Origin of the sequence: Floridaenema fluviatile BLCC-F154 (assembly GCF_041929135.1) — a bacterium.
Classification (GTDB): Bacteria; Cyanobacteriota; Cyanobacteriia; order Cyanobacteriales; family Aerosakkonemataceae; genus Floridanema; species Floridanema fluviatile.
On the sequence record NZ_JBHFNS010000084.1, the window covers coordinates 133,925 to 160,381 of the forward strand.

General features: G+C 39.9%; 20 protein-coding genes. 10 read left to right on the forward strand and 10 right to left on the reverse strand.

Annotation, left to right across the window (positions count from 1 at the left end; translation table 11 throughout):
• Positions 1-80: 80 nt before the first annotated feature.
• Positions 81-1,328 (forward strand): vWA domain-containing protein, encoded by a 1,248-nt coding sequence (locus ACE1B6_RS23235; protein ID WP_413259648.1) that lies wholly within the window; start codon positions 81-83, stop codon positions 1,326-1,328.
• A 171-nt stretch (positions 1,329-1,499) separates the two neighbouring features.
• Here ACE1B6_RS23235 and ACE1B6_RS23240 read toward each other — a convergent pair whose 3' ends face one another.
• Positions 1,500-5,318, reverse strand: coding sequence for a cupin domain-containing protein (locus ACE1B6_RS23240; RefSeq protein ID WP_413259649.1), 3,819 nt, complete (start codon positions 5,316-5,318; stop codon positions 1,500-1,502).
• A 404-nt stretch (positions 5,319-5,722) separates the two neighbouring features.
• Between ACE1B6_RS23240 and csaB the strand changes: the two genes are divergently transcribed.
• Both csaB and ACE1B6_RS23250 read left to right on the forward strand, forming a co-directional pair.
• A complete protein-coding gene (csaB, locus tag ACE1B6_RS23245) occupies positions 5,723-6,775 on the forward strand; it encodes a polysaccharide pyruvyl transferase CsaB (protein ID WP_413259650.1) in 1,053 nt (350 codons plus the stop codon).
• Positions 6,776-6,892: 117 nt separating this feature from the next.
• Positions 6,893-8,488, forward strand: a complete 1,596-nt coding sequence (locus ACE1B6_RS23250; RefSeq protein ID WP_413259651.1) for a mitotic spindle assembly checkpoint protein MAD1 — start codon at positions 6,893-6,895, stop codon at positions 8,486-8,488.
• A 243-nt stretch (positions 8,489-8,731) separates the two neighbouring features.
• On the opposite strand, the gene ACE1B6_RS23255 is transcribed toward ACE1B6_RS23250, so the two are convergent.
• Complete coding sequence (locus ACE1B6_RS23255; RefSeq protein WP_413259699.1) at positions 8,732-10,816, reverse strand: NAD(P)/FAD-dependent oxidoreductase; 2,085 nt, start codon at positions 10,814-10,816, stop codon at positions 8,732-8,734.
• 150 nt (positions 10,817-10,966) lie between these two features.
• Here ACE1B6_RS23255 and ACE1B6_RS23260 point away from each other — a divergent pair, with 150 nt between their 5' ends.
• Positions 10,967-11,200, forward strand: coding sequence for a hypothetical protein (locus ACE1B6_RS23260; protein WP_413259652.1), 234 nt, complete (start codon positions 10,967-10,969; stop codon positions 11,198-11,200).
• A 9-nt stretch (positions 11,201-11,209) separates the two neighbouring features.
• Here ACE1B6_RS23260 and ACE1B6_RS23265 read toward each other — a convergent pair whose 3' ends face one another.
• The 3 genes from ACE1B6_RS23265 to hemW all read right to left on the reverse strand — a co-directional run bounded on the left by ACE1B6_RS23265 (position 11,210) and on the right by hemW (position 14,139).
• On the reverse strand, positions 11,210-11,662 hold the full coding sequence (locus ACE1B6_RS23265; protein WP_413259653.1) for an MgtC/SapB family protein: 453 nt from the start codon (positions 11,660-11,662) through the stop codon (positions 11,210-11,212).
• Positions 11,663-11,824: 162 nt separating this feature from the next.
• Positions 11,825-12,601, reverse strand: coding sequence for a hypothetical protein (locus tag ACE1B6_RS23270; RefSeq protein WP_413259654.1), 777 nt, complete (start codon positions 12,599-12,601; stop codon positions 11,825-11,827).
• 251 nt (positions 12,602-12,852) lie between these two features.
• Entirely contained in the window at positions 12,853-14,139 is a 1,287-nt protein-coding gene (hemW, locus tag ACE1B6_RS23275) for a radical SAM family heme chaperone HemW (RefSeq protein WP_413259655.1), read from the reverse strand.
• A 336-nt stretch (positions 14,140-14,475) separates the two neighbouring features.
• Here hemW and ACE1B6_RS23280 point away from each other — a divergent pair, with 336 nt between their 5' ends.
• The 3 genes from ACE1B6_RS23280 to ACE1B6_RS23290 all read left to right on the forward strand — a co-directional run bounded on the left by ACE1B6_RS23280 (position 14,476) and on the right by ACE1B6_RS23290 (position 17,126).
• Positions 14,476-15,561 (forward strand): PIN/TRAM domain-containing protein, encoded by a 1,086-nt coding sequence (locus tag ACE1B6_RS23280; protein WP_413259656.1) that lies wholly within the window; start codon positions 14,476-14,478, stop codon positions 15,559-15,561.
• 221 nt (positions 15,562-15,782) lie between these two features.
• On the forward strand, positions 15,783-16,139 hold the full coding sequence (locus tag ACE1B6_RS23285; RefSeq protein WP_413259657.1) for a phage holin family protein: 357 nt from the start codon (positions 15,783-15,785) through the stop codon (positions 16,137-16,139).
• 267 nt (positions 16,140-16,406) lie between these two features.
• Complete coding sequence (locus ACE1B6_RS23290; protein ID WP_413259658.1) at positions 16,407-17,126, forward strand: biliverdin-producing heme oxygenase; 720 nt, start codon at positions 16,407-16,409, stop codon at positions 17,124-17,126.
• A gap of 134 nt (positions 17,127-17,260) precedes the next feature.
• On the opposite strand, the gene ACE1B6_RS23295 is transcribed toward ACE1B6_RS23290, so the two are convergent.
• The 3 genes from ACE1B6_RS23295 to ACE1B6_RS23305 form a co-directional block, all read right to left on the reverse strand.
• A complete protein-coding gene (locus ACE1B6_RS23295) occupies positions 17,261-17,614 on the reverse strand; it encodes a hypothetical protein (protein ID WP_413259659.1) in 354 nt (117 codons plus the stop codon).
• A gap of 418 nt (positions 17,615-18,032) precedes the next feature.
• Positions 18,033-18,317, reverse strand: a complete 285-nt coding sequence (locus ACE1B6_RS23300; RefSeq protein ID WP_413259660.1) for a cupin domain-containing protein — start codon at positions 18,315-18,317, stop codon at positions 18,033-18,035.
• Between the two features lie 4 nt (positions 18,318-18,321).
• Positions 18,322-18,651, reverse strand: coding sequence for a Mo-dependent nitrogenase C-terminal domain-containing protein (locus ACE1B6_RS23305; protein ID WP_413259661.1), 330 nt, complete (start codon positions 18,649-18,651; stop codon positions 18,322-18,324).
• A gap of 289 nt (positions 18,652-18,940) precedes the next feature.
• On the opposite strand from ACE1B6_RS23305, the gene ACE1B6_RS23310 reads away from it, so the two are divergent.
• Positions 18,941-19,972 (forward strand): tellurite resistance TerB family protein, encoded by a 1,032-nt coding sequence (locus tag ACE1B6_RS23310; RefSeq protein WP_413259662.1) that lies wholly within the window; start codon positions 18,941-18,943, stop codon positions 19,970-19,972.
• A gap of 2 nt (positions 19,973-19,974) precedes the next feature.
• Here the strand turns inward: ACE1B6_RS23310 and ACE1B6_RS23315 are convergent, their stop codons facing one another.
• Positions 19,975-22,200, reverse strand: coding sequence for a GumC family protein (locus tag ACE1B6_RS23315; protein ID WP_413259663.1), 2,226 nt, complete (start codon positions 22,198-22,200; stop codon positions 19,975-19,977).
• A gap of 21 nt (positions 22,201-22,221) precedes the next feature.
• A complete protein-coding gene (locus tag ACE1B6_RS23320) occupies positions 22,222-23,301 on the reverse strand; it encodes a glycosyltransferase (protein WP_413259664.1) in 1,080 nt (359 codons plus the stop codon).
• 345 nt (positions 23,302-23,646) lie between these two features.
• On the opposite strand from ACE1B6_RS23320, the gene hepC reads away from it, so the two are divergent.
• Together hepC and hepA are read left to right on the forward strand one after the other, a co-directional pair.
• Positions 23,647-24,573, forward strand: coding sequence for a heterocyst development glycosyltransferase HepC (hepC, locus tag ACE1B6_RS23325; protein WP_413259665.1), 927 nt, complete (start codon positions 23,647-23,649; stop codon positions 24,571-24,573).
• Positions 24,574-24,598: 25 nt separating this feature from the next.
• Positions 24,599-26,449 (forward strand): heterocyst formation ABC transporter subunit HepA, encoded by a 1,851-nt coding sequence (gene hepA, locus ACE1B6_RS23330; protein WP_413259666.1) that lies wholly within the window; start codon positions 24,599-24,601, stop codon positions 26,447-26,449.
• The last annotated feature ends 8 nt before the right edge of the window (positions 26,450-26,457 follow it).

A 26,457-nucleotide genomic window follows, 5' to 3' on the forward strand; every position in this document is an offset into this window, starting at 1 on the left:
AAAATTCTAGGTGCGTAACCCCGTGAGTTTGCCGTGAGGTAAATAAATAATCCTGATTTTCTGCCTTGGGAGCACAAATTATGAAAGTTGGTTTGCAACCTTTGTTAAATGATAGTAACCTGGATGCGACTCAATCTACGAGTCAGCGTCAATTGGAGATTTCTGTTTCGGCGATTCCAGGGGAATTTGTGGAGAATGTGCCGCTGAATTTGTGTCTGATTTTGGATCATTCTGGTTCAATGAGTGGTAGACCTTTGGAAACGGTGAAACAGGCGGCTGGACAATTGGTGGATAAGTTAAAGTCGGGCGATCGTCTTTCTGTTGTCATTTTCGATCACCGTGCCAAAGTATTAATTGCTAATCAAGTAATTGAAGATCACCAGAAAATTAAACGGCAAATTAATCACTTAAAAGCTGATGGTGGCACTGCGATCGATGAAGGCTTACGCTTGGGAATTGAAGAAATGGCTAAGGGGAAAAAAGATGCTATTTCTCAAGCTTTTGTATTAACTGATGGGGAAAATGAGCATGGTAGTAATGAAAAATGTTTAAAGTTAGCGCAATTAGCAGCGAGTTATAAATTAACGCTGAATTCTTTGGGTTTTGGGGTGCATTGGAACCAAGATGTTTTAGAGAAAATTGCTGATGCTGCTGGCGGTACTTTGTCTTATATTGAACAACCAGAACAAGCGTCTGATGCTTTTAGTCGGTTGTTTAATCGGATGCAGTCAGTTGGTTTAACTAATGCTTATTTGCTATTTTCTTTAATGCCAAAAGTTAGGTTGGCGGAATTAAAACCAATTGCTCAAGTTTATCCTGATACGATCGAATTACCAGTGCAACCAGAGGGTGATAAATTCTCGGTGCGTTTGGGAGATTTAATGACAGCGCAACAACGGATAGTTTTAGCTAACCTTTATATTGCTCAAATGCCGGAAGGTCAGCAAACTTTGGCTAATTTACAAATTCGTTATGACGATCCCGTTCAAGGTAAGGAAGGTTTACTTTCAGAAGTTTTTCCAGTAATGGGTAATTTTGTTCAGAATTATCAACCTAATTTAAATCCGCAAGTACAAAAGTCAATTTTAGCTTTAGCGAAGTATCGTCAAACTCAAATAGCAGAAACGAAATTACAACAAGGCGATCGCACAGGTGCAGCTACAATGTTACAAACTGCGGCAAAAACTGCCTTACAAATGGGAGATCAAAGCGCCGCAACGGTATTACAAACTAGTGCCACTCGCTTACAAGAAGGACAAGATCTTTCGGAAGCCGATCGCAAAAAAACCCGCATTGTTTCCAAGACAATTTTACAAAGCGACTCTTAGAGGGGCAGAGGGGCAGGGGGGCAGGGGGGCAGAGGGGCAGAGGGGCAGGGGGGCAGGGGGGCAGAGGGGCAGAGGGGCAGGGGGGCAGAGGAGAGGAAAATTCAAAACTTTCCCCATCTCCGCATCTCGCTATCTCCCCAATACCCAGTCCCCAATACCCAGTCCCCAACTCTAATAAACGTAAATCAAAATAGTAGGAACAGCGGAAGGAGTACCAGGGGGAAGGACTGTTCCTTGAGCCATATCTGCCATCCAAAAATCACCGAATTGTGTGCCTGTTCCATCGCGATCGAAGAACAATCTTCCGGCGGTTTCCGAATAGTAAAATAACGGCTGCATATCATCAGCAGCAGGGCCATCAGAAGTCGGTACTGTGACTTCTCCAACTTTCAATTGACCATTCTTAGTTGCCGCAGTTCCCGTACCATCTCCTGAAATCATTGTTCCTGGTACTAAGTAACCAATTTGTGATGCTAATTCAGGATTTGTTGTCGGATCGATTCCCCGATTGAATGCTTGAGAATTGACTAAGAAAATATCTGGGCCAGTGCGAGTAGTATTCGGGTCAGTTAAAATTGTTCCGTAAGGTTCTTCTAAACGAATATAGCCAATTCGCGCATCTGGTAAGGCATTACTAATCGGATCTTCGGGGTTGTTATCGCGATCGCGGAAATCCAAAATCGAATCAAAAACAATATAATCCACACTCTCCCGACCAATCACAAAATCTTGACCTGGCCCAGCTACAATTACATCGACACCAGTACCACCAACTAAGGTATCACTTCCTGGTCCCCCAAAGATTAAATCATTTCCTGGCCCCCCAATAACTAGTTCATTGTTAACACTTGTACTGTCAAAAGTTGGCACTAAATTTTGAAATGCTTCTCTCGGTAATAATGAGTCTGGGATTTTACCTGTCCCACCTAAATTCACGCTGGGATCTGTGCTTTCTGCGGCTCCAGGAATGATGATTTCGGTAATGGCTTCTAGTTTGGCTCTTAAGGTGTTTATTTGTTCTTGGCTAACGAAGTCTCCGGCAATAATGTTGTTATTTTGGTCGCCAAAGATGCTACTTCCGGCGACATTTCCCACAGTGTAACTGTAAGTGCCAAAACTCTTGAATACGCCTAATGTGGTTTCGTTTATCCGCTGTTCGTTGATTTCTAAAATGCCTTGAGACATTAATTGAGCAGCGGTGATTCCGGGTAAAGTAATGGTTTGAATGGGTAATGGTGAGAAGTTTCCGGTGCCGGATGGTGTGGCGGGATCTCCGCCTTTTGTGAAGTCAATGTTTAGGGAGTTGACGATTTGAATTACGGCGTTTCCTTGGACATCAAAGATGTTAATTTGGATGCCGTTATCGGCGTTTCTCAGTTTAATAGTATCTCCAGTTCCGGCGGCTATTTCAAAGTCGTTAATTACGTCTTCTCCACCATATCCGCCTTTACCTTCAAATGCTGCTTGGAATACAAATTGGTCGGTTCCTGCTCCTCCTTCTAAAGTATCGCTTCCAGCACCAGCAACTAATACATCATCACCATTTCCGGCGATTAAATAATTTCCTCCTGCGCCAGCATAGAGTACATCATCTGTTTCGTTACTGCCTAAAATTGGTTCAGAAGTAGTACCAAAAGCAGCGGGTACTCCTGAGCGATTTTCAAATTGACCGAATTCTACATAATGTTGAAAGGCACTGGTAAAAAAGCCTTGTGCGATCGCTACTTGAACATCATTATTTTTCAACAAATAGTATTGGCTATTAAATTCTGGCCCCGGATTTCGTCCTTCAAATTGTCCGACTAACTCGAAATGTGTCCAAGCGTTGGCGAAAAAACCTTGTGCGATCGCCTGTGCTACATCAGGGTTTCTTTGCAAATAATAATTGCGATGAAAAATGCCTCCAGATTCGCGGTTTTCACTTCGACCATATAGAAGGTAATGTTCTAAAGCACTTCGCAGTTCTTCGCGACTAATTGCCGCTGCCACATCAGGATTTTCTCGCAGATAAAACTGATTGTCAAATCGCCAACTAGGATTTCTTCCTTCTACCTCTCCAACTGCTAAGAAATGCTGATAAGCACTGGAAAAAATTCCTTGGGATACGGCAGCGGCAACATCGGTATTTCTTCTCAAGTAATAGCCTTCATTAAAGAAGTTTTCTGCTGTTACTTCGCGATAGACAAAGTTATCCAATGACACGGTATATTCTCCAAAATTTGGGTTGTAAGTAATGCTGTATTCAGTTGGGTAAAAACCATCTTCTGCCACAATGTCAGGGAATTTAATTGGCTTAGTCAAGTTAGTTTTTTGTGCAAAAAACTCTTTGGTAATCATTGGTTCCCAGAAGTTAACTTCACCATCATAAGTGCCAAAGATGAAGGTTTCAGTAAATGGTTGTCCGTTAAATTCTGGTGCTTCTCTATCTACCCAATGCGATCCTTGTAAAGCATCCCCTGTTGCTGGTCTTCCTGTGGTTGGGTCATTGGCGAGAATATAATCTCGATTTAAAAACCCATCTGGCGGATATTTATAAAGTTGTGCATTTAATTCTGGTGCGCCAGTAATTCTTTCCCTTTCTTGAATTGTGTCTAAGAAAAAGTGAACGTCAACATGGGGGTCGTCGTAAATACTTGGTGGTGCGTGTCCTTCAGAATTAGCATACCAACCCATGTGGTCAAAAGGTGTTTTGTCTTTGACTATTTGCGGGTATTCAATGTCATAAACTCGCGCCGGAGCAAACATATCCGGCATATTTAAATGAGGTACTAATCGGGGAAATTGATTGTTAGGATCTGTGACCTCAAACATATCGTCGAGGGCATTTTCGGTAAAAGTTACTCCTATTGAAGAGGGATTTCCGGCTGGATCAAAAGCGCCCCAAGTGTAAATCCAACCATCACCTATTGGTTTCGGATCGGAAGTAACTACTTGCCCTGGAACGTATTGTGGAATTTTGGGTGTGTAGGTGTTAACAACACTGGAAAATAAGGCTTTAACTGGTGTTGTACCTAAGTTAGCAAATGAGTAAGTTTGTCCTGGTAGAATTGTGGCAAAAGTATCAGGTGTTAGTACCTCGGTGCGATCGCCTACTTGAACTGTCAACTCTCCTTCTTCAATGTAAAAAACTTCATTTGTATTACTGACAATTGGAGAGGGAAGTGCTGTAGTTGGTGGCAAATTTACTAGGGAATAAGACATTTTGCCATTGGTTTCTTCCAAGGTGGCTAAAGAAGTATATTCTCCACCAAAAGGCCCAGTAGATTTCGGGCGCTGATCGAGAGAAAATACCTTAACTCCCTCAACTTGTCTAATAAAATCATTGATTAAGGAAGCGTCAGGAACTACCAAAATTGTATCGCTGAGTCCTGGGGGGGTGGGTGTAGTTCCGGGGATGTAAAAAGAGCCACCATAAGTCATATTAACTTCGGCAACTTTTCCCAAGTCAACTTGTTGTTGTAAAGCGGCAATATCTGCTTGTGGTGGGGGAACAGTAACGGGTGTTCCTGCTAATTCGTAATAAGGTGCTCCTGGGGTTAAAATTACTGCTAATCTGGCAGATTCTTCTGTGGTTTGAAAACCCATCGGTCTGCCTTCAGGATAATAAACAAAACTGCCTTCAGGTGCAGTGAAAGTGCCATCTCCAAAATAAAAGTTTACTTGACCTTCGGCAACATATTTTCCTTCAGCTTCATAAGCGTGAGTATGTTGAGGAACTCCCACATCTAAACTTCTTGGTGGTAAGTAAAAATCTAAACCTACAAAAGCTTGATTTGTCTCTACTGCATCTGCCCAAACTGTGTAAATATCCCCACCAACATAAAATTTTGGTTCTGTTGGATAGTAAGCATCACCTTGTTTTCTCACTATTTGGAAATCTATTTGTTCACCCTCTGTTAAGTTTGCGGGTTTATCATGTAAGTGATCTGGGTGATTTAAATGTTGTGCATGAAACATTAAATCCGATTCAAGAGCGTGGCTACTAGACATAATCAACCTCTAAAACTAAATCATTGAATAGATATTAATTGATTTTTTCTGAATGTTTGTGATTGGTTGTTCGGCTACTTTGTTGGATTTAGTATGGTTTTACAATACTCACTAGCTAGCTGAATTTACCAGTTAATTTGAATAGAATTTACAAATGTATATAATATTTAATTATTTAATTGTTGTAAGTTGTCGTTATTTATTACTAAGCCAGAAAAATATACGATCCTGTTAAAATTGTTTTAGCTATTTATACTTAGTTGAAACCGGAACAAGCAACTAAAGACTAATGATGCTAATTAAAGGTTAAGTGGTGAAAAGGCAACCGTTGATACTCCACTAAAATGTAAAATTATTCCAGAATGCCCTAAACTGAGATGAAGAAAACATCAATATAATGAAAAATGGGGCAAATTAAAGCAGTATTGTGTGGCTATTACGGCAAAGGGAATGCAGGGGATGAGGCTTTATTGGCTTCGTTGTTACAAATGTTGCCCCCAAATGTTAAGCCGTTGGTGCTTTCAGGAAATCCGCGGGAAACGAAGAAACGTTATCAGGTGGAAAGTTTCGATCGAATGTCAGCTTGGCAAGTCTTCAAAGTGCTCCGCAATGCTGATGTTTTTATGTGGGGCGGTGGCAGTTTGATGCAAGATGTGACAAGTTTTGCTAGTCCTCTTTATTATGCGGGATTAATGGGATTAGCCAAACAATTTGGGCTAAGAACAATTGCTTGGGCGCAAGGAATTGGCCCTTTAGAACGTCCGATAATTCGGGAAATTGCCAAACAAGTTTTTGCCAAATGTGAATTGGTGAGCGTGCGCGATCGAGCTTCGGCTAATCTACTATTAAACTGGCAAATTCCTTGTGGTTTAGCACCCGATCCTGTATGGGCATTAGAAAGTTTACCAGTGAAAGGACTTTGGGATTTACCAGCCCCAAGAGTTGCTGTAACTTTGCGCCAACATCCGCAATTAACCCCAGAAAGAATTGCTAATTTAACTAAAGCTTTAATCAACTTTCAAAAAGCTACGGACACTTTTATTCTACTGGTACCATTTCAGAAATCTAAAGATTTAGCGATCGCCAAATCAATTCAATCACAGTTACCAGGTGCGAGTAAAATTTTGACACTTGACGATCCAAGAGAATTAAAAGGATTATTTCAAGGTGTGGAAATGGCGATCGGAATGCGTTACCATAGCCTGATTATGGCAGCAGCCCAGGAATGCCGTTGTTTCGCCCTCAGTTATGACCCAAAAGTTAGCCAGCTGATGCAAGAATTGTCGATTCCGGGATGGGAATTAACAGAAATCCCTGACGATCCCAAATTAATTACCCAAACTTGGTTAGACTGCTATGCTAACGGTGATAGCCTATCATCAGCACAGATTCAGTCCTTGGTAGACAGAGCATTGATTCATCGGGAATTGTTAAATCAAGCTTTAGCAGGTGGTTGAAAGGTAAAAACATTCCTAATAACCTAGAATAAATCCTGCCGATCTGAGATAGTCTATTCACAAAGCAAGCGACGACCAGTACGCATTCAGGATTCTTAACTCTTTTTAACTAGAGCCATGAGTGAAGCCCAAAACCCCTTCGATAATCCCATTCCCGAACCGACTAATCCCCCTAATGAAACTGAATCCAATGATATTAAGTCGGTCGCAGATTTAGGCGCACAACCCGAAGCAAATCAAACTGAAATATCTTTTGTAATTCAGCAACAGATTACAACACCATCAAACACCCCAAAACCAGTGACTTCCGAGGAAACATCACCTGTAACTGGGGAAACACCAGAAGAACCGCAAAAGATCTCATTTATTGGAGATGCTGGGGGATTGCGGTTTGATACCTCTAGAAAAGCCGAATCAGAAACAGTAGAGGAAGAAGAGTCAAATCTGTTTGATATTAATTTAGAGGAATTACTTGGATTTGAGCCAGTAAATACTACTTCGGAGAATTATCCGAGTGTTAGCGAAAGCAGTGAAACAATAGAGATCGGTAATGTAAATTCTGAAGTATCGGAAACCGAAGCAGGTAATTTTGATGTTTTAGAATTGGTCAATTTAAGTGAAGCACTGCAACAACAAAACAACGATTTACTTTCTCATGTTCAGGATTTAGAAAGACTATTAGATGAGTGTAACCGAGCTTTGGATTCCCAGATTAAGCGATCGCAAATCGCTGAAACAAAATTTGCTGAACAATCCAAAGAACTAAATACTACCCAAGAACAATTAGCTCGTTTATTCCGAGAATTAGAAGCTTCTCACCAAGTCGCCCAACGTCAGCAGATTTTGATTGAAACTTTAAATAGTCAATTGCAAAATAGCCAAGAAAGAGTTGCGGAATTAGAAAGGCAATGTGCCTTTATTCAACAACGTTACAACGAACAATCCCAACTACTTTTGCAAACTGAAACTACCCGTCAAGAACTACAAGACCGTTTACAGCGACAACAGCGTTATACTCTGCAATTTAAAGCGGCATTAGACAAATGTGTCGATATGCCAACCATCAAAGAAATTAACGCCGAAATTAGTAATCTACTTAACTCTTCCGAAAATCAAACTAATCCCCAGAATATTTCCGAAGCAGTGCAATTGTTACTCAAACCTCAACCAATCAAACCTTGGTCATCAGCATCAGAAATCACTAGCGAACAAGCAAATGCTTCTCAAGAAGAAACTGGCAGAAATTTGATATTACCTGATTTTAGTAAACCAAGACCTCAGTTGGAACCAAGCAATGAATCTTTGAATAATCCATTTTTAGAAATTGCCAAATCCGATCCTAATTTAGCAGCAAATTTACCCGTAGACGCAACAGATCGCCCTCCAGCAAATTTTGGTGTTGAGGAAGAGGCTATATGGCAAGAATTAGAAAGACTGACTCAAGGTACAACGGTAAATATTACTCCTCAAGAAAGTTCTGTAATTCCGCAACCATCTAATGTATTGCCAACAAATCTTGAAGCTGAATTAGTATCAGCAACACCGATCGCCGATCCTGAGTTAGTAGCTGCTAAAAACGATCCATCGGCTGATTCTAAACCTGATTTGCGATCGCCATCACCCATAGTTTATCCACAGCGTACACCAAAGAAAATTGCCTCATTAGCGGCTGTGGATTTACCTACTTTTCCTCGACCCAGCCAAGCTAAATAAGCGATCGGGATGGGAAATTGGCAGATTTTTCAACTTCACCTTTTTGCCAAAGTTGATAAGCTGTTACGCATTTAAATCACTTATTAACTAAATCACTTATTAACGAGTAGGGTGCGTCAGACGGTAAAGCCTATGTAGAAAGGAAAATATCTAAATCTGACGCACCCTACAATATGACTTTTAAATGCGTAACAGCTTAGCTGAAAAATTAGTTGCCATTTCCCCATTACTTTCTGCCTTTAATTAATGTTGCACTTTGAGATTTTTATTGGGGTATTCTGACAGCTGAAAACTCTGAAATTTCGGTTTTCCCATGCCAGTTGTGAAAGCGTAACTTTGGCTGAGTAACCATAACCAAAGTGCGGGATAACGCCTTTCTAACCAAGGTTGTTGGCTGCGTAACCAGTTGGGAAACCAACCGGATAAAAGCCAACTAATTAAGGCATTAAAAGTAAATGTGAGGTAACTACCCAACCAGCGGAAAATATCTTTTGGGCCAGCGAGATCCCAAATCCAAAGTAATAAAGCTGGGTTAATTTTCGCTGCTATTAATGCTAGTCGATTGAAGGTTAACCAGTCAAATCTATCTTTGATGAAAGTTTCGGCAACATTTTGCGGTTCGGCGGCTAAAATTCCAAAGAAAGTATTTAACATGGAGTTAATTCTTTGGGGTGGTAAGTATTTGCCTGTGGGAACCATCATGCCTTTGGAAAATAGCCAAGTGACGGCGATGTTACTTTGATAAGCACGAATTTGGTTTAAATGTTTGGCTTTGAGAAGGTCGTGTTTTAAGGCGGTATTCAAAAGTTCTGTTAAGCGGGAAAGGTTACGCACTAATGAACCAAATCCGGTAAAAACTAAAGGTGATTGTAAGGATGCAGCATCACCGATCGCAATTAGTCGATCGAACGCCACAGTGCGATCGCTACTTCCCACACTAAAATGTCCCGGAATATAACCAAAAGTCGGCTTTTTCCAAACCAATTTATCCAGGTCGCAACGACGATATTCCGGCAAAATCGTAAAAAAGTCCTCGTACATTTCTAACAAAGAACCGGGATTTTCCGGGTGGACTTGATGATAATGAAACAAATAAATTGTCAATTCATCATCTGCACCAGGAAACAATTCCCAAATTAACTGACGACCTCTAGAAATATCCCCGTGACTCAACAAAACATCGCCATATTCTGAATCCCAAACCTCTGGAGATATCCCAGTTAAAACTGCGCCAACTGTAGGACAAACACTATCAAAAGCCCGACCTTTATTTAATTGCCAAGCGATCGGAGAAGCGGTTCCCATTGCATCAACTAACAATCGTCCAGTTGCTTGTTTATCAGTTTGGCTAGGCAAATGTTTTAACTGTACAGTTACCTGTTCTTCGCTAACATCAGCCCGGATAAATTCAGTTTCGTCCCAAATTTCCCCTCCTAATGCTTTAAGTTTTTCCCCACACAAACGCAGCAATTTTTCGGAATTTAAAGCGATATTTAAAACCGTAGGGGTGTGTAAAATTGGCGCTTTTAAATGCGGCGGATTATTGCCATCAAAAAATTTACTAAATCCGTCAATATATTCTCTGGCAATGACGCTTTCAAATTCCGCAGGAGTAAATAAACCTAAATCAATTAAACTTTGAAATTCCATCCGGGAAATGTTCCATTCCCGATTCATTCTGCCAAAAGGTAAACGTTCTACCAATAACACACGATAACCTAATTGTGCCATGACTGCGGCGTGAATTACTCCCAAAGCGCCACCAATATAAATTAGGTCGTATTTTTCGGTTATTTCGCTGTTTTGTAATGCGGTTGTTGACTGAAAAATTACTTGTTTAGGTTGCTGCGGATTTCGCACACCTTCACGCCAACGCATTTCCCACCAGTAAGCACGTTTTAAGTCATTTTCACCGTTGGGCATTTTTTGGAAGTAACGGACGGTTAAGGGGTAGTGAGGGGCGAGTGCTTCAAAAATGGATTGTTGGGAAAGATCGATCGCAGGTAATTCAGGATATTGATTGGGAAACTGACTTCTAATTTGGGCGGTTAACCGTTGCAAAATTTGCGGTTCTTGGGGTACAGGTTGAGCGTTCCAACGGAATATCTTTAAATATGTCGATCGCTGTACCGACCAAACAAAAGCTGAAAGCTGAACATCTGTTTCAGGAAAGTTTGTCGTACTACTTGTAGTTTGAGAACAACTTAGGCAAAAGCCATCGGGAGTAATTACTTTTTCGCCCCAACCTGGCTCAAACTCCTCTTGTAACCAAGTGCGAACTAGATCTGTATTCGGGGTGGGGACTTCTAAATAAAGGATTTCTTTCATGCTTAGTAAGGTCGGTAAAGCTAAGTAACGAGATGGTGTTGACAAGCACTAAAAGTGCGATATAATAGCCGATACTTAATGTCGATTTAAAAATCTTTACAATTCTCTCATTTTTGTAAATCTTTACGGAGATAAGTTAATTAACTAGCTATGAATTATCCCATTCCAGCCAACCCAGAAGAGGTAATGGCTTTACAACAAAAAAGTGTAGATGAAGAAATAGTGGCAGCTGCGATCGCCGGAGTGATTCAAATCTCCCGTTCCGAAGGCAAATCCTTAGAGCAACTAACTGCGGAAGTGCTAGCTGACGACAGCTTACTAGACTTGCAGCAACGGCGTTGGCTGAAAGAAATTGTCGCCCAAGCGTGGGAAAGCATCGCTTAAGCGACAAGATCAATTAAACTCGAATTTTTTCAACACTCTTAAGATTACAAAACAGAAGAGAGCGCCGATTAAGCCTAATTGCCATAAGCCACAACCAGCGGTAACGCCTAAAGCAGCTGAAGCCCAAATCGCAGCAGCGGAAGTCAGCCCGCGGACGCGAATTCCATCAGATTCAGATCCAGAGGATCTGACTATTTCTCCAGCACCGAGAAAACCCACACCAGAAGCTACTCCCTGAATTACCCGTGCAATGCTGTCACCATCTTTGGTTATTCCCAACACAATGGGAACTATGACAAACAAAGCAGCACCAAAACTAACTAACATATGGGTTCGGAAGCCAGCAGGTTTATTTCTGAGTTCCCGTTCCCAGCCAACTATTCCTCCTAGAAGTAAGGAGAAAAATAACCGAAAAACTAAACCCAGCCAATCATCAGGAGCGAGGGAGAGAGGGCTAATCAAAGTCTACCTAAGCGAAAAATTACACTCTCATCAGTTTAATGATTTGGTTTGCTGATTGCGATCGGTGAAAAGGAAGATTCTCAAAAGGTACGTTGTTGCGCTTTAGCGCCCTCATCTCAGTAGGAATCAGAGCATTGAAGTACACAACGTACCTAACATCAATCACCTTTTCCGCTTCTGCGGTAATGGTGACTTAGATTCTATAGGGAAAAATTCCCTAGTATCTGGCGAATATTCCCAAGCAATTCCTTCTGGATCTCTTCTGCGACTCCATTCGGTAAAACTGGGATCGTCTCTTCTCTTCATCACCGTACTGGAATGTACGCGCAACCTTCTGGCTAATTCCGATTGAATCAAAGATTGAAAAATCGGATGTTTTCTCGGAATTGCTTCTTTTGTATCATCTGATTCGGAAATATAATCCTCTTCAGATTCTTCGTCCAAATCATCAGAAATTTCAGCGGTAGTTTCTGGTTCAGGAATTGGTTTTAAAAACAACTCTTTTGCCTGACTTAGGTATTGCATATTGTCGGTATCATCATCCGTATCACTCGCGTCAAATATTTTGCCCAGAGTGTTTGCGGTAATGAAGTAATACACTGTACCTCTGTCTTCATAAATCTGTTTTTGGGCAGCAAATTCCTCAGCTTTCGCATTTAAAAACCGTTCTGCCGATCTTCCTGAAAGATTTGCTTTCATTGCCAAATCTAGTGCAGTTATACATCCTTGGTTTTCTAAGATTAACTGATGGAACATAGGGTTGAGTTGTCGGCTCAACTTTTGCAATTGGTAGCGTTGCCAAAAACTCCAAGCACTACTGAGCAAAGCGAAGAACAGTAGTATAGGCCAAGCCTTAAATAGGAGTATGATCGCGAACGCTATCGGGATAATTAGAATTAGAACGCCTGTGGCGTTGTTGTCGATGTCTCTGTCAGCCATGTCCTTTTTTTGCCAATTCAACCTCATGGCAATTCAATAAACTTCTGGCAAATGCCAAAGGTCTATTATTAATCTTGGCAAAGATTGGGATCTTTAATTTGCCTTGTGGCAAATTGTCTTTAGCAATTTTTTACTTTTTGCCCGATCGCCCCTATTCCATATCACAAACAGCACGAAATAACTCAAACTTTGCAAAAATTAACAAAAAAGGTAAGTTGTTGGGCTTTAGTGCCACCTGAAAACCTAGCTTTTTAGTTTCCGGCTTCTATTTTTTCTAGCTGGCTAAACAAAGCAGCGAGTACTGTATTAGAAAATAAAAAGCCTTCGGGATCGGTTAATTTTAATCTGCCAGTTATGGGTAATATTTCCGTAGGAGAAAGGGAAAGATTTGAGCAATTATTTGCGGATATTGCTACCCAACCTTTTTGATAATATGGTTGCAGACAATGCCAAATTTTGTTTAAGATTTCCTTGCTAAATTTTTCGGCTAAAACTGCTAATTCTAAACCTTCGGCTAACCGCAATCCTAACATTAAAGTTTCTAATAAAATATCATGTTCGTCAACTTGGGGAGCATCTAAAATGCCACGGTTAGTAATTAATTGTTCTACCCAAGCGTAGTATTCTCGCCGTTTTCTGGGACGAGTAAAACGCTGACGGTTGAGATAACTTGCTGCACCCATGCCAAAGGCATAATAAGGGCGATTTTCCCAGTAGACTCGATTATGACGGCATTGATGTCCGGGTTGGGCGTAGTTGGAAATTTCGTAATGTTCGTAACCGGAATTAGTTAAGATTTTTTGGGTAAGACGGTACATTTGGGCGGTAGTTTCATCGGTGGGTAAAGGTTGAGAACCTGGTTGATAATAGCGTCCGAAAGCTGTACCATCTTCGATGATTAAATCATAAACGGAAATGTGAGTTGGGGCGATCGCTACTGCCTTTTCTAAAGTTTCTTGCCATTGTTCGATCGTTTGCTTTGGTAAACCGGAAATTAAATCAATACTAAATTCGGGAGGATTAATTTGGCGAATTAAATCAATTGCGGCTAAAATATCAGCGGTAGTATGCGATCGACCACAAACTTGTAACAACTCATCTTGAAAAGCTTGCACGCCTAAACTAAACCGGGTAATTCCCGCATCTTTATATCCTTGAATTTGTGGTAAATCAAAAGTTCCCGGATCGATTTCTAAAGAAATTTCTGCATCGCTGACAATCCCATATTTATCGACTAAAGTTGTTAAAATCCTAGCGATTTGTTGGGGAGATAATAGGGAAGGAGTTCCGCCACCGAAGAAGACGGTTGTTAAAGGTTTTCCCTGTGAGGGAGTTGCGGCAATTTCTTGGCAGAGGATATCGATATATTGGACAATCGTGCCAGAGTTTTCGGCTTTAGTGCGATCGCCTACCACCGAAATTGGAAAATCACAATAGAAACACCGTCGCCGACAAAAAGGAATATGAATATAAGCCGCAGTTGGAATATCTAAATTTAGGTTAGAATTGCTACTTTTGATGGTTAAATTTGTCATCATTCGATTAAAATTTTTAGATTGAATTAACAGATAAATCTGAAACTTGAGACTGATGTCATTCCGGCAATTCCTGATAATAGCTATTCAGAAAATAGTAATCGCCAATTTGCAGAAAAACCTAAAATGATGATGTAAACACTTGTAAAATAAATAAATTAACTTGCTAAAAATAACGCTGAACTATAGATAGGTGTACGGTATTCCCCTAGAATGTCCTAACAAACCAAAAACATAGCAAGGAGTATAATGGAACGATATAAATCTCAAGCCCTGAGATTTTTTAATGATTTCTTCATTCTTCCAGAATGAAAACAAAAACACAATCAGCTGAAAACAATGCTTGACGCAATCATTATTATTTTATTTATCCTCGCGGCAGCTGGTATAGGGTACGACAGCATTGACCTCTTACCCAGCACTATGCTCAAACCTGTGACCAACATCGACGGTTTACGAATAGTACTAGCCGGATTTGGTGCAATTATCGGCGCTGCCATTGGTTTGAGTTTCCAGACTACCTATCGTCGCGTGGAAAAAAAAGTCCGGGAAATGCCTGTGGACGTTCTTTTAACTCGCGCCATTGGCTTAGTCTTGGGGCTACTGGTAGCCAACTTGATGCTAGCACCAATTTTTCTGCTACCTATTCCCGCAGACTTTGGTTTTATCAAGCCAGTAGTTGCGGTTTTGGGCAGTGTGATGTTTGCTGTGACTGGGATTAGTTTAGCAGACACTCATGGGCGCAACTTCTTGCGACTAATCAATCCCCATACAGCCGAAACTTTGTTAGTCGCGGAAGGTACGCTGAGACCTGTGGCAACCAAAGTGTTAGATACTAGTTGCATTATCGACGGTCGGATTGAAGAATTACTGGCTACTGGTTTTATAGAAGGGCAAATTTTAATTCCACAATTTGTGCTGCGAGAATTACAACAAGTAGCGGATGCTTCTAACGATCAAAAAAGAGTTAGAGGTCGGCGGGGTTTAGAAATTCTAAACCGCATGAAGGAAGATTATCAGGAAAGAATTGTAATTCACTCGGCTGACTATGAAGATATTGCCACGGTAGATGCTAAGTTAGTGCGTTTAGCACAAGAAATTAATGGCACTTTATTAACAAATGATTACAACTTAAGTAAAGTTGCCACTTTGCAAAAAGTACCTGTGTTGAATATTAACGATTTAGCCCATGCCATTCGTCCGAGTTACTTACCAGGTGACAGTTTGGATTTGAAAATTCTTAAGGAAGGCAAGGAACCTAGTCAAGGTATTGGTTATTTAGATGATGGGACATTGGTTGTAGTTGAGGAGGGTAGTAAATACGTAGGTAGTGAGTTGCGAGTGATAGTAACTTCTGCTTTGCAAACTACTGCCGGAAGGATGATTTTTGCCCGTCCCCAAGCAGCTGAAGGTTTGAAGGTTTGATGTTGGCAAGCAAAACTAAAGACTTTTTCCCTCACCCCCTTTGCCTAAAGTGTTTTTACAATCTTGGTTTAGGGGGAATTTTATTAGGTACGTTGTGGCACTTCAGTGCCAGATTTACTGGCTTCTGCCTTTTTATAGAGGAATTTTAGAACTTAGACATTTAACGTGATTGTTGTGGTGAATTTTTATTAGCCACAGATGAGATGGGAGGGAAACTAAATATGGATTTTATCGATCTGTTAATTGCTTGGATAGTTAGTGCTTCTAGTTTGCTAGTTATTACTCGATTGCCAGTTGGTGTAGAAATTGATAGTCCAGCGAAAGCTTACATTTCGGCAGCAGTTATTGGTGTAGTAGCGGCGATCGTCAGACCAATTTTAGGGCTATTTTTCTTTGTGCCTAATTTGCTGACATTTAACTTGTTTTCGGGAATTTTCACCTTTATTATGGCGGCTGTGACTTTTGCGATCGCCGCCTCGTTAGTCCAAGGTTTTCGCTTACGAGCAGGTATTTGGAGTGCAGTTATTGGAGCCTTGGCACTCTCTTTAGTTAGCAATTTAGTTTACAGCATTTTGTAATCTTGGAAAACCGAATCTCACTATTTGAATTCCCTGGATAACCCTCTTTTGTTGGTACGAAAAAACGAAAGAGGGTATTCGTCATTACATTACTTAGAAAAATTTATACAATCTCCAAAATTATGTCTTTTCTCCAGTCCCCGCTTTTGTAAAAAAACTTAATGAAATTTCTCATCAAATCAGTCTAATGTTAACTTTTAGGCGGGTTTTTTAACCTTTGGCAAAAATCACACGCTCCTCAAAAGACTTAAGGGACAGTAATTTAGTATGAGCAGTAACTTAGCAACCAAATTGCGTGAAGGCACCAAAAAATCTCACTCAATGGCAGAAAATGTTGGTTTTGTCAAGTGCTTTTTAAAAGGTGTAGTAGAAAAGGAATCCTATCGGAAATTGGTGGCTAATCTCTACTTCGTGTATTCTCAAATCGAAGAAGAGATGGAAAAGCACAAGGATCACCCGATCCTGTCTCAAATCTACTTTAAGGAACTGAATCGCAAAAAAAGCTTAGAACAAGACCTCAGCTATTATTTTGGCCCAAACTGGCGCGATCAAGTGGCTCCTTCTTCTGCTGCTCAAGCCTATGTACAAAGGATTCGCGAAGTTTCGGAAAATGAGCCAGAATTGCTAATTGCTCAGTCTTATACCCGATATTTGGGCGACCTTTCCGGTGGTCAAATTCTGAAAAATATTGCTGTTCGAGCAATGAATTTAACTGATGGTGGTACTGCTTTCTACGAATTCAACGATATCCCTGATGAGAAGGCTTTTAAAAATCAATATCGTCAAGTTTTGAATGATTTGCCGATCGATGAAGCTACTGCCGATCGCATTGTTGACGAAGCTAATGCTGCTTTTGGCATGAACATGAATATGTTCAAGGAATTAGAAGGTAATTTGATTAAGGCGATCGGAATGATGCTGTTCAACAGCTTAACCCGCAAACGCACTCGTGGCAGCACCGAAACTGAATTGGCAACTGCTGAATAAATGAGAGCAGTTTGGCGTTAATTTTCGGGTTTGTTAGGAAATATTACATTTTTTCTCACAATCCTGGAGGCTTGATGGTGGTTAACCTAGCGATCGTCAAGTCCCCAGGATTGTAAGCTTTTAAGGCAAATTTATTAACGAACAATGAGTTCCCGAAGTTGCAGTTCTACTGCGTTTAAGTACCCTTGGTTTGTTAATGCTTGTGGTGGCAATTTCTTAGCTTTAATGGCAGCTTCAACTAATGTTTCTGCACGCAATTGTCCTGTGCAACGAGCCGAGACCAACAGCATATAACTGGGAATACCTTGTTCTTGAAAATACCCTTGGTAAGCCATAGTTACTAACTCGAAAGGAGTCAGCTGTTGTAACAGGTTTGAAGTGTAGTCTGGGATTGTCGCTCCTGTTGCTTGAATTTCGGCTTGGGCTACAGGTGTGGTGATTTGAAACCAGAATAAAAATGACAAGCTTCCTAAAATTAAGCGTTTCATAATTAAACTCCTCCAATTTATCAAGGAGAGTCCGATCGCTTCGGGTAAAAATAGAATGTTATTCAGAAAAAGATGAGCCCACAGAACGAAAACTTAAAAATTATTGAGATTAGGTTACTAAAAGAACTCCTAATAGTTAGTATACCTAACATCACTTCCTAACATTGCAAATCTTAGGATTTCTGTTGCAAAACTTTCTTAATCTCTAAGAAACTTAATTCTCCGCTTTGATTAGTTTTGATAAAGCTTAAGTGAGATAACATATTAAAATCAATCTTAGGCACTCTTGGTGGCGATCGCAGTCAAGTTTGCGGCATCAATGACGCAGGTTTTGTAGTTGGTAGTTCTCAAAAATTAAAAACTGTGTCCTCAAAAGTGATGAGGCACAGTTATTTTTATTATGATGAGTTAGTATATTTTAACCAAATTTGTAATGCTTTCTGACATCGCTTTTGATGTTCCAAGTGCAGGACATACCAGCAGGAAAGGTAACTAAATCGCCTTTCCTTATTTGCACTGGTTGACCGTTTACAGGGGTAACAATTACATCGCCTTCTAACAAGTAACAAGTTTCTGATTCTTCGTAGGTCCAAGGAAACTCGGAGATTTCTTTTGTCCAAATAGGCCATTTAGCTATGCCTAATTGGTTGAGTTGTTCTTGACTTGGTTGATGAATGATTTTGATTTCTGTTGTGCTTTGCATAAATTTAGCTGATGTCCATTCCACATTGATCAACTAAATAACAAAGGGCGCGAAAACGCAAGCCTACTAGTTGATCGTAAAGGGGATTGAGTTTGCACATTGGGGGAATGTGGGCGATTTTGCGATCGAAAATTACAATATCACGCTCAAAGGGACATTGAGCAGGAATCGCTTTGTAGAGGAATTTAGCTAATTTGGGGTTGGCAATTTCTAGTCGATCGAGCCATTGGCGCAAGGGTTGAAGTAAATCAAATTGGCGTTGGCGGAATTGGCTAATTTTGGTTGTTTTTGGTTGTGCTGCGGTGCTGCGATTGTCAATCAATAAGCCATTCATAAGTTTTCCTTTTAGTTTAACTGCTTACCTATGTCTATTACTAATATAACGAGAAAAGTAGTTTTTGAATGAAGAAATAGATAAAAAGAATCAATCATTGGTTAAAGTTTTTGTGAACTATAAGCAAAACTTTTTTGGTAGTTTTTGTAACTAAATGAGTGGAATTAACGGTAAAGCTGTGATTTTCTGGCAATCGGTAAAATATTTAACCTGATGTAATGATGTACTCTTGATTTGAATCGAGAATTTGGTATAAATAGCTCAACTGTGCAGATTGAGATTTAAATTCATGGGCAAATATGACTATATTTTCAACTCAGATTTATTGACAGAAACACTGAGTTCGGAGGAAGCAGTAGCAGCGATCGCAGTAGTTGCTATTGCAGCAGTAAACTCTGATTACGATGATGCGGAATTAACTAAGTTAGAAAACATTCTTTGGGAATCAGATCTTTATGCTGAATATTCCAAAGAGGAAATATCAGTACTGGTCGATCGAGTGGTGGATATTGCTGATGAGGAAAATTTAGGGGTATTATTTAACACTGCGTATACATTTCTCCCGGATGATTTAGTACTAGATGCGTTTGAAGCTTCGGTAATTATGCTAGTAGAAAAGGGAGAGGTAAGCGACGAGGGAGTAGAGTTTTTAACTGAACTACAAATTGCCCTGGAAATTCCAGACGAGCAAGCCCAGGAAATCATCGATGATGTATTAGAAAATTTATCGGAAATTGATGATTTAGAAGCAGTTACATTTGAGTATTATGATGCACCAAAAGGTAATTTTGCGGTTCCAGTTCCCATAGAATTAGAAAAAGGTGGGCAAATAGCTTCTCAATCTGATAATGTTACCTTTACCGATGATTTTGGTACTTTCTTAAGGATTGATTACTGGCAAGCAAATGATGTAGAAGCGGAGGCAGAAAAAATCGCTAATTTGGGAAAAGAAAGGTATCTGCAAGCTATATTAAATGAGTATCTTTCTCAGGCAATTTTTGCTATTAGCCCTAATGCTAAAGTAGTTTATGAAGAATATTTAGCAGACCTAATTTTTGGTGCTTATTTTGCAATTGTGGATTTGCCACAAGGTTCAACTATGACTGTTTCCCTAAATAACCAGCCTCCGGCAAGGTTAAATGCTTATCGGGGAATAGTTAGTTTTGATGTGGACGATTATATGTATGTCGTCAGTTGTCAGCGGAGTTTTCTTTATGAGGAAAAACCCGGAAAAATTGAGGATGAGGCTGAGGAATTAAAAGACCAAATTTATGAATTTATTGACACGATCGAGTTTGGTGAATTTGATGATGATTATTGATTTTATCCTCTGGATCTTGGTTGTAATAATTCCTGATTTTGCTGCGGATACGATCCGTAACCGTTACTAAATACCTCAGCACCATTAGCGACAACACCAATTACATTTAACTTATTCAACATATTTGTAGCTTGGTTTAATTCGCTGCGAGTAACTCTGCCAATACGTCCAACTAAGACAACACCATTGCAAAAAGATGCTGTTAAAATTGAGTCTACGATTCCTAAAACTGGGGGCGCATCTAACAAGACTAAATCGTAAGTTTGCTCAAAATTTGCCATTAATTCTCGCATTCTTTGGGAACTTAAAAGCTGTGCTGGATCGAGTGGAGTTGGTCCAGCAGTTAAAATGGAAATATTATTATATTGTCGCGATATTTGAATGTTAGTTTCATCTCTCAAGGAAACATCACTAGTTAATAATGTGGACAGTCCGCGATCGTTAGGAAGATTTAGTTCTTTATGTAGGCTAGGACGGCGTAAGTCGGCATCAATTAATAATACTCTTTGATGCAAACGGGCGGCGCTAATTGCTAAACCTAAAGCTATGGCAGATTTACCTTCTCCAGCTAAGGCGGATGTAATCACTAGAGATTTTAAAGAACCAGCAGAATTTACTAATTGAATGTTTTGATAAATTAAATCTAAAGATTCGCGAAAAGGTTGCCAATTGATTAACTCAATAGTTGAAGAAGCTAATATTGGTTGTTGGCGGAAAGGTAAGTGAATAATTGGTTCAGTTCTAATCTGAGGTGTTAATTGCGGAATGATTCCTAATAATGGTAAATCAACTTGTTTTTTCAATTCATCAGAGGTGTGAACTGCATCATCAATCATTTCCCGGATAAAGGCGACAATACCACCTAGCATTAGTCCCACTACTGCACCTAACAACAAGTTACGCTTGATGCTGGGGCCAATTTTTAATCCTAATTGTGGTTCTTCTACTAGTTGCCAATCAAAGCCACCTCTGGCAATTTCTAAGCTTAATTCTTGTCGGGCTTTTAATAGTTGTTCTAGAGTTTCTCGATTCAGTTTTACTTCTGGTTCTAGGCGATTGTATTCGGATAACATTCCCGGAAATCGCTGCAATTGTGCTTGAATTTCCTGGGCTTTTTGGGTTAATGTTTGAACTTTTGCTTGCCATCCCTGAACATTAGTTTGTTCTTCTAAAAGTTTCTGAGAAAGGTTAACATCAAGTTTGCCTAGTTGTCCTTGTTGCATTAGGTTTGTGTTGGGAACATTTGAGTTAAGTATGTTGTTTCCTTGAACTGTTTGCTGTTCTTTTTGGAGTAAAGCTAATTGTCTCCGGCGTTGTTCTAGTAAGTTTTGAATGTAAGGATTATCGTCTGTAAAACGTTGACGTTCTTTGGCTAATTCTAGGTCGATTTTTTGAATTTCGTTGAGTAATGTTTGATAGCGATTGGATTCACTAAGGCGGGAGGAAACTACGGCATCTTGTGGCGATCGCTTAACTTGTTGTTGTAATATTTGAAACCGTGCTTGCGCTTCTTGGTACTGGGCGCGAGCAGTGCGAAGTTCGTATTGAACATCTTTTAATGATTCGATTAATGCTCTTGCTTGTAATTCTGGTTCAATAAAGTTTTGATTCTTGCGAAATTTGTCTAAAGCAGCTTCTGTTCGGGCTGTGTTTTCCCGCATTGATGGTAGTTGAGTGTCAATAAAAGCTAGACCTCTAGTTAAACGAAGTTGCTGTTGTTCGCGGTTATAATCTTGATAAACACGCTTAATAGTTTCGAGGACATTTTGAGTTTTAATTGGGTCATTATCGATATAAGTTACTTCAAATATTTTGGTGTTAACTTTATCTTCTTCTAACTGATTAACTACTAATGAGTCTTTAAGGTCTTTAACTTTAATTTTTGGGTACTGGGGACGGAGTAAATTTACTGCTTTTTGGATTAATTGCGAACTTCGCATTAAGTTAAGTTGAGTGGCATAATCTATTTCTACGTTGGAATCAGCAAATTCATTTTCAGCATTTTTAGTACCTTCTTGTTTTCCTTGGTAGTTGGGTTCCACTAATAGCTGCATGGAACTTTTATATGTGGGTTTAGTGGTTAAAGTTATGACAGTAGTAATTGCTAAAACTACGGAGAAAACACTTAACAACCAGTAACGGCGACGAATTAAAATTGCTAAAAGTTGTCCGTAACCTGGCTCGGTTTCAGCAGTAGTATTCCAGTTATTTGCGTTTACGTCTACCATATTTAACCTCGAAACAATTAATTAAACAAATTGGGCGATCGCTCGATCGACTTTACTAAAGAAGGCTGTTTCCGAAAATTGGCTGACAGCATGATTACGTATTTTCGCGTAATCCCAGGAAATATTCTGAGCTTCGAGTAATGCTGCTTGCAGTGAGTCGGGTGTTTGTTTATGAAAAAAGACTCCGGTTTTTCCCGGAACTTGAGTATCTAATACTCCCCCTGCACCGTAAGCAATTACAGGCGTACCGCTGGCATTTGCTTCTACAGGAACTAAACCATAATCTTCTAGAGCCGCAACAATTACGGAGGAAGCTTTTGCCATTAAATGACTGCGTTCGGCATCGCTAACATGACCTAAAAATCTGACGTTTTCTAGAGCTTTTGATGCTAAATTTTCCCGTTCTGGACCATCACCTAATATATAGATAGGCCATCCTAGCCAATTAAAAGCTTCGACTATTATATCCATTCTTTTGTAACTAAGTAGACGGGCTGAAGCGAGGTAAAATTTTTCTTTGGTTTCGGAAAAGATAAATTGATTGGTATCAATAGGATAGTTAATTACGATCGCTGGTTTACCATAATGTTTTTCAATCCGCTTGGCTACAGTGTGTGAATTAGCAATATAAATATCGGGTTCTTGGGCATAGTTTAAGTCTACCTGCCGTAAGGCATCAAATATTGGTTCAATTACCGGAGCAAATAATTTATAATCTGCATACTCTCGGAGATAGGTTTGAGTATCCCATAGAAATCGAGTCACATTGTGACAGAAGCATATATGTTTAGCTTGGGGAGATTTTCTTACTGCTTTGGCAAAGCTACTACAACTACTAATAATTAAGTCGTAGCCTTGTAAATCTAAGGCTCTAAATGCCGGAAAGTAGAAGGGGGCTAGGAGCCGAAAGTACTTTGATGCTTGGGGAATTTTTTGCAAGAAAGTAGTATGAACAGTGCGATCGCCTAAGTCGATGGTTCTTTCGCGATCGTACAACGATGTAAAAATATCTGCATTTGGGTAGCGTTTACAAAGGAGTTCAAAAACTCGCTCTGCTCCACCTTTCTGGGTTAAATAGTCATGTACTAAAGCAACTTTCATACTGAATCTAAAAATTGTTATATCTACAAGGACAAGTTACAAACAAATTAGCAATAACTGGTGAGTTATATCTCTATCCCTCAGTAGATACAAACTCAAGTACTACCGAAGGATAATGAGCTTTAATTCAACTCAATTGGTGACGATTCTAAATAAGGAAACTCTGAGATCCTTCATCCTTTAGATAGAGGTTTTAATAAAACTTCATAACTATGCTGGGAAAGCAAACGTCATTGCGTTAAAAAAATCAGACTAGTGGATCTACCTTCAAGCACTGGACTGTTTATTAATAGCAAAGTTAGCTAAAAATTCCCCAAAAGGGAATTTAGGGGAAGGGAAAAGAAAATGACCAGCTTTCCAATTTATACCTTAAAAGAGTTAGCACCAGGCGATCGACAAAACCTCGATTACTCCGAACCTAAGTATATACTTAGGTGGAGACTAGGAAAGTTACTAGTAAGTTCCCGCCCAGGCACAAATCAACCCGACTTACCTGCCTTGGAGAACCGAGAGCTACTCGTTAAATGCTTACAAAACTCGCCTGTACGCCTTGTTCGACTCGATCCAGATCTCAGCGAAGCTAAATTAAGGCTTTGGGCAGATGCCTGCGAGCAAGCTAATAAACCAGCGTTTTTACGGTTGCCTTCTGCCCACGGACTGCCCCGGATGCGGAATCCGATTAGCTGGGGCTTCAAACGTTTATTTGACTGGAGTGTGGCAGCGTTACTTTTGGTATTACTAACTCCACTGATGGTTGCACTCGCGATACTAATTCGCACTTACTCTCCGGGGCCAATTTTCTTTACTCAATGGCGGGTAGGAGAACGAGGCAAATTATTTCGGATCTTAAAATTCCGCACCATGATTGTCGATGCAGAAAAGTATCATTATCAAGTAATGGCAAATCAGAAAGGTTTACACAAATGTAAAGATGATTTTCGGGTGACACCTTTAGGACGTTGGATGCGGAAATATAGCTTGGATGAATTGCCACAATTATTTAATGTATTGCGGGGTGAAATGAGTTTGGTTGGGCCTCGTCCTTGGGCTTTGTACGATGCTGTTAGGATTAGTAAAGAAGGGCAAAGAAGGTTAAATGCACTACCAGGAATAACTGGAGATTGGCAGGTAAAAGCGCGATCGCATTTGCTAGATCTAGATGCTGTAAACCACTGCGATTTAGAGTACTTGCGTAGTTGGTCTTTATGGCGAGACTTAAAAATATTACCACTAACAATGCTGAAAGTGATCTCAGGTTTTGGCGCTTATTAGTTCACAATTAACTTGGGAATATTGCATGACTCTTCAACAGCTAAAACCCATCAGTAATCTATTGAAAGCTACAAAATTTTGGCAGGAAAACTACATAATATTGCGAGAATTTAAACACTTTCGTCGCATCGCAATTTTAGCTCTGTTATTCACTTTCACAGCAGCAGCTTTTGAAGGATTCGGAGTTGGGTTTCTCTTAGCTTTTTTGCAAAGTTTGACCGATCCCCAAGCTGAGCCAATCCAAACAGGAATTCGCTGGGTTGATGTTTGGTTTTTGGGAATAAATGCTTCAACTACCGATCGACTTTACCGAGTTTCGGGATTAATTTTATTAGTAACTTTGTTGCGAACTGGCTTTACTTATTTAGGTCAAGTTTACAGCGAAATTACTAATCATAGCTTGGCAGATCGCTTACGTAAAAGGCTTTTTGAACAATTCCAAGCAGTAAGTTTGCAATACTTTGCTAAAACTCGTTCCGGTGAGTTAGTTAATAGCTTAACTTCGGAAATCAACCAAGTTTCCCTCGCCTTCGGAATTACTGCTTTTTTAATTATCAGAGGCTCTACTTTAATTGCATACCTGATTTCAATGCTGTTGCTTTCTTGGCAACTGACCTTAATTTCAGTAATGTTGTTTGCTTTATTATCAGCAGCAATAACCACCTTATTAGGAAGAGTAAGAGAAGCTAGTTTTGAGTGGACTAAAGCAGCTGGTTCTTATGCTTCAATAGCCCTGGAATTTATTAATGGTATTCGCACAGTTCAGGCTTTTGCTACTCAAGATTTTGAGCGTGAGAGATTTTATGCTGCTAGTTCACGCTTTAAAAAAGCAGCAATTAAAGGTTTAGCTGCTAGTTCATCTGTTGAGCCTTTAGCGGAAGGGGGAGCAACGGCAATTTTGGTAGGAATTTTGCTCTTAGCATTTGCTACTTTAATTCCCCAAGGACAACTTAACCCGGCTGTATTACTAACATTTTTGTTTGTCTTATTTCGCTTAATGCCCATTGTCCGACAAATGAATGGGTCGCGGGCACAAATTAGCAGCTTTCAGGGGCCTTTAAGCAGTATTAAGGAACTGTTGAGAACTGATAATAAGCCATATTTAATAGATGGTCAATTACAGTTTATGGGATTAAAAAGAGCGATCGAATTTGTGTCAGTAGATTTTGGTTACGATGCAAATAATTTGGTGTTGCAAAACATTACTTTGACAATCAAAAAGGGAACGACAACGGCATTAGTAGGAGCATCAGGTGCAGGAAAGTCTACTTTAGCTGATTTGATTCCCCGATTTTACGATCCGACAGCAGGACAAATTTTGGTTGATGGAATTGATCTGCGAGATTTGAAGATTAATTCTCTGCGTCGCCAGTTAGCCGTGGTGAGTCAAGATACATTTATTTTCAATACTTCGGTGCGAAATAATATTGCTTACGGTACAGAAAATGCTGATGAAAAGGCAATTTTACAGGCGGCTAAATTAGCTAATGCTTGGGAATTTATTCGGGAATTACCAGAAGGTTTTGATACACAATTGGGAGATAGAGGAGTGAGGTTATCAGGTGGTCAACGTCAACGAATTGCGATCGCTCGTGCCTTGCTTCGTGACCCAGAAATTTTAATTTTAGATGAAGCAACAAGTGCCTTAGATTCTGTTTCGGAAAGGTTGATTCAAGAATCTATAGAAAAGCTTTCCCAAGGCAGAACAGTAATTGCGATCGCTCACCGACTTTCCACAATTGTTAGAGCCGACAAAGTAGTGGTTTTAGAAGCAGGAAGAATTGTCGAACAAGGAGCATATAAAGATTTATTAGAGCAACGTGGCAAACTTTGGAAATATCACCAAATGCAACATGAATTAGGTCAAGTTGGATAAGTTTAAAG